Here is a 4,488-nt window from a genome sequence, read left to right on the forward strand (position 1 = left end):
GAAATGGTCGGCGAGGTGCTCGACTGCATGATGGGGCTGGCCACTGACGGCATGACCATGATGGTGGTGACCCACGAGATGGGCTTTGCCCGCAAGGTCGGCAGCCGCGTGATTTTCATGGATGTGGGCGGAAAGATTCTGGAGGACTGCTCCAAAGACGAGTTCTTCAGCCATCCCGAGAACCGGCAGCCGCGGACCAAGGACTTCCTGAACAAGATACTGCAGCATTGAAGTCCTGTCATGCCCCGCTGATAAAACTGGCCGCCCTCATGGTTGATGGGGCGTGCTGGTATTGGGACTCACCGTGTCCTGATCACGACTTCAAGGTACTCACTCGGCACGACCATCGCGCCATCGGTGGCGCGGTTGAACTGCTGCGCCAGCCCGATGAAATCAGCGGACAGGGACTGCTGCTGGGCGGCGTCCACGGCGCCGAACGCCTTTTGCACCGGCCCATAGTAGGTGCGAAACGTGTCGAGCCAGTGCTGTGGCGAGCGGTAGCGAAATACAAAGTTCTGGCGGACCGCTTCGAGCGTGCCGATGCGCCCGTCAAACAGCTCGCGCAGGCGCTCATCGGTGCCCCAGAGCGAAGGCGACTTGACGCCAGCGGGCGGGGGAATGTAACGGCCGATCAGCTTGAATAACTGGCCGATGAAACCCGGCGGCGTCCAGTTCGCCAGGCCGATCTTGCCGCCCGGCTTGCACACGCGTGCGAGTTCACTTGCTGCCCGTTCCTGGTTGGGCGTGAACATCACCCCGAACGTGGACAGCACGACATCAAACGAGGCATCTGCATACGGCAGGTTCTCGGCGTCGGCCTCTTCGAACTGTACTGCCAGGCCCTCGGCGCTTGCCCGCGCCTTGCCCCGTTCCAGTAGCGCGCCCACATAGTCGGTTGAGACCACATCGCACCAGCGGCGAGCAGCGGCCAGCGTGGCATTGCCGTTGCCGGCAGCGACATCGAGCACGCGCTCGCCGGCGCGTAAATCGAGCGCTTCACACAAGTTCTCGCCGACGATCTGCAAGGTCGTTCCAACGACGGCGTAGTCCCCCGAGGACCATGCGGCATGCTGCTTGAGCTTGACCGCTGAAAAATCGGTAACAGGCTGTGCGGATAAGGTTTCCATGATGCTTCTCCAGGGCTGGTGTTTATGGGGTTCGGGGGGGGCGTCAGTCGGACTGATGTCGGTGATTCCCCAAGGACGGGTACTGTGCAGCCGCATGCAAGGGTTTTATCTGGATGGGCCTTCGACCGGCACGGCATCCAGCGGCGACTCAAACGCAATGAAGAGAACGCACGGGGCGGTGCTTGCGCAGAAGGCTTTGTGGGGCTTTTTAGGGGGGCCGTAGGCATAAGTCCCCGACTTGAGAACAGCCGTCTTCTGGCCGTCGTAAGTGACGCGAAGCTCGCCCGCTACCAGCACCATGCGCTCTGCCGACGTGTGCCAATGCAGAGGAAGGGTCGATTTGGCGGGCACTCTGAGGAATACGTCGACATTGTCCTTTGCAGGATCGCCGTGAAGAACGGCAATGCCGCACCCTTTGGGCAAGAACGGCGGACAGGGCCCCCACTTCAGCTTCGCGTCACGGGCGGTCCACGTCACCGCCTGCTCCTCAACAGCCTGCTGTGCGAGCGCGAAAGAGTTGAGCAGGCTCAACGACAAAACCAGGGAACAGCGCCATATGGGCTGCAATGAGCGTCCTGGAAAGGTTTGCTGGGACATGGTAATTTCTCCTTGTGGTTGCCGTGCTGTACGGCTGCATGATCGCCTGACAAGGCTGATTCAGGGTCACCACGAAGTGGACAAACAGGGATACAGAAAGCGGGACAAAAAGCCTCCACCGGCGCCGGTCGCGGGAATAAAATGCGTCGGTGCGGGCGATGCCTGCAGGAGCCGGACATGGACGAACAGAGCAATTCTTTTGGATACTGGCTGCGCCGACGACGCAAGGCGCTGGATCTGACGCAGGGCGCACTGGCTCAAAAAGTCAGTTGTTCGCAGGCCGCGATCAAGAAAATTGAGGCCGAGGAGCGCCGGCCCTCCAAGGGACTGGCTCAGCGTCTGGCCGAGCAGCTCGCGATTCCGGCGCAGGAGCGAGCGGTGTTTCTGGACGCTGCACGCAACCGCCGAGTCAACAACAGCTTGCATTTCGATGAATCGCCCGTCAAGGCCACCCCCTTTGTTCCAGCAAGAGACGCGCTGCTGCCGGCAAGTCATCTGAATTTGCCCTTCGTCGGGCGCAACAACGACTACGGGCAGTTCCTCGGGCTGATCGCCCGACTTACATCGGGAAGCGGCCATGTGGTGCTGATCGAGGGTGAGGCCGGCATTGGCAAGAGCCGGTTGATGCACGAAGTCAGGCGCTACGCGCAAGAACGCGATTTGCAGACGCTGGCCACGAACTGTTACGAGATTGAGCAGGCGATAGCCTATCAACCGGTGATCGATCTCGCCACCCAGGCCTGGATGGCCGCACCCGAAGCGCGGCTGCGCATGATGGCGCCCATCCTGCTGGCCGAGATCGCCGCACTGGTGCCGGCCGCAGCCGAGCGCCTGGCCGACCTGCCGCCCTTGTCGGCGGACTTCCCCGAGGCGCGGCAGGCACGCCTGTTTCATGCGCTGCTTCTGTTGTTCGATGCGCTGGCCCAGAATCGGCAACTGATTGTCAACATCGACAACATTCAATGGGCTGACGACGCCAGCCTGCAGTTCCTGCATTTTCTGGCACGCCAGATTGCCCGGCGGCCAATACTCCTGGCCTGTGCCTACCGCGACGAGGAACTCGACAGCAACGAACAACTCAGCGGCCTGCTTGAAAGCCTGCGCCGTGAACCGCATACACGCCATATCGAGCTGGCGCGGCTGAAACCCGAAGATACCGAAGCGCTGCTGATCAAAATCAACGACCCAAGGTTGGGCGCGCCTGATCTTGCGGCGCGGCTGCACCGGGAAAGCGAGGGCAATCCCTTCTTTCTCGGGTCGATCGTGCATGCGCTGAGCGACGGCGAATGCACGATCAGCGACCCGCTCAGACTGCCGCTACCGGATGCACTGCGGGACTCGGTGCGCGCCCGCCTGGCCCATGTGCCGATTGAAGACAGGCCATTGCTCGATGTCGCGGCCGTATTGGGGCATCGTTTCGACTTCGAGACCTTGCTGGCGCTCACGCGCATGCCCGAGGAGCGCTTTCTGCACAGCCTGGACTCGCTGGTCAAGCGCCGGCTGCTGCGCGAGGAGCAGGACGGGGATTTTTATGATTTCAGCCACGACAAGGTGCGCGAGGTGGTGTACCGCGACATCGGGAGCGCCCGGCGCGTGCTGCTGCACCGGGTTGTGGCAGAGCTGCTGGAGCAGCATGCCCAAGGCGATACCCATGGGCACGATGCCCACCTTGCCGAGCACTATGAGCGCGGCAAGGTGTGGCCCAAGGCTTTGACGTATCTTGGCCTGGCCGCCGATCGATCGCAAAAACTGTTTGCGATGCGCGAATCGCTGCAATGGTTTGACCGTGCTGTCGGGCTGCTGCTGGCCCATCCCGAAGCGGCCACGCCAGCCCGGCAACTTGCGCTGTACGAGCGGCGCGGGGTGGCGCGAGCCCAGGCCGGCCAGACCGAGGGCGCGGTGGCCGACTTTCAGCGCGTGATCGAGGCGGCGCGCGCGCTGGGCGAGCACGCGCATGCATGTGATGTGCTGATTCAGCTCGGCATGGCGTACCGGCGCGCCGACGCCTACGAACAGGCCGTCGCCTGCCTCGACGAAGCCCTCACGGCCTCGCGCGCAACGCGCGATGAGCGGCATGTGGCCGATACGCTTTATCACTTGGGGACGGTCGCCTGGAGCAATGGCCGCAACGATCTGGCGATCACGCATCACCAGCAAGCGGTCGATATCTGCGAGCGTCTGCACCTGACCGACCTGGTCGCCGTGCAGGCGTTTCACGGGCGCGGGGAAGCCTATTTTGCCAACGCCGAACCGGCAGCGGCCATCGGCGCATTTTCGCGCTCGCTCGATCTGGCCCGCGTCATCGACGACAAGAGCTATGAATCGGAAAACCTGATGATGATCGGCTGGGCCTGCACCGGCCACATGGGGCTGGCCGACTACCCGCGCGCCTTGTCGCATTTCGATGCCGCGCTGGTCATCGCGCGAGCCGCTGACCTGCAGTGGCATCTGGGGCCGACACTGATCGGGCGCGCCAATGTGCGGGCAGCCATGGGCCGGTTTGGCGAGGCCTGGGCTGACCTGAACGAAGCGCTGCCGCGTCTGGAGATGCTGGGGCTGGTTCGCTACCAGATCATGGCGCATGACGCGCTGGGCTGCCTGTTGCTGGCTTTGAACCATGCCGGCCCGGCGTCGCAGCACTTTGAACGAAGTCTGCGACTCGCGCGCGACGCCGGAATCAGGTACTGGCTGCCCAGGCTGGAAGCCAATCTGGCAATTGCACAGCTGCGGCTCGGTATTGCCGGCCATCGATTAACGCTGCAAG

The 4,488-nt window shown here is 62.9% G+C and carries 3 protein-coding genes and 1 pseudogene; 2 read left to right on the plus strand and 2 right to left on the minus strand.

Translation table 11 applies throughout. From position 1 onward, the window contains the following. A pseudogene (locus ABW22_RS15865) lies at window positions 1-231 on the plus strand (amino acid ABC transporter ATP-binding protein); the annotation flags it as partial. Window positions 232-299: 68 nt separating this feature from the next. Here ABW22_RS15865 and ABW22_RS15870 read toward each other — a convergent pair. Beyond that, a complete protein-coding gene (locus ABW22_RS15870; RefSeq protein ID WP_059759103.1) occupies window positions 300-1,127 on the minus strand; it encodes a class I SAM-dependent methyltransferase in 828 nt (275 codons plus the stop codon). Between the two features lie 105 nt (window positions 1,128-1,232). Next, window positions 1,233-1,724 carry a cupin domain-containing protein gene (locus ABW22_RS15875; protein ID WP_082709036.1) on the minus strand — a complete coding sequence of 164 codons (492 nt, stop codon included), beginning with the start codon at window positions 1,722-1,724 and terminating at the stop codon, window positions 1,233-1,235. A gap of 177 nt (window positions 1,725-1,901) precedes the next feature. On the opposite strand from ABW22_RS15875, the gene ABW22_RS15880 reads away from it, so the two are divergent. Next, window positions 1,902-4,488: AAA family ATPase (locus ABW22_RS15880; RefSeq protein WP_059759150.1), on the plus strand; the 2,587-nt coding region annotated here is incomplete at its 3' end.

Origin of the sequence: Thiobacillus denitrificans (assembly GCF_001530125.1) — a bacterium.
Taxonomy (GTDB): domain Bacteria; phylum Pseudomonadota; class Gammaproteobacteria; order Burkholderiales; family Thiobacillaceae; genus Thiobacillus; species Thiobacillus denitrificans_C.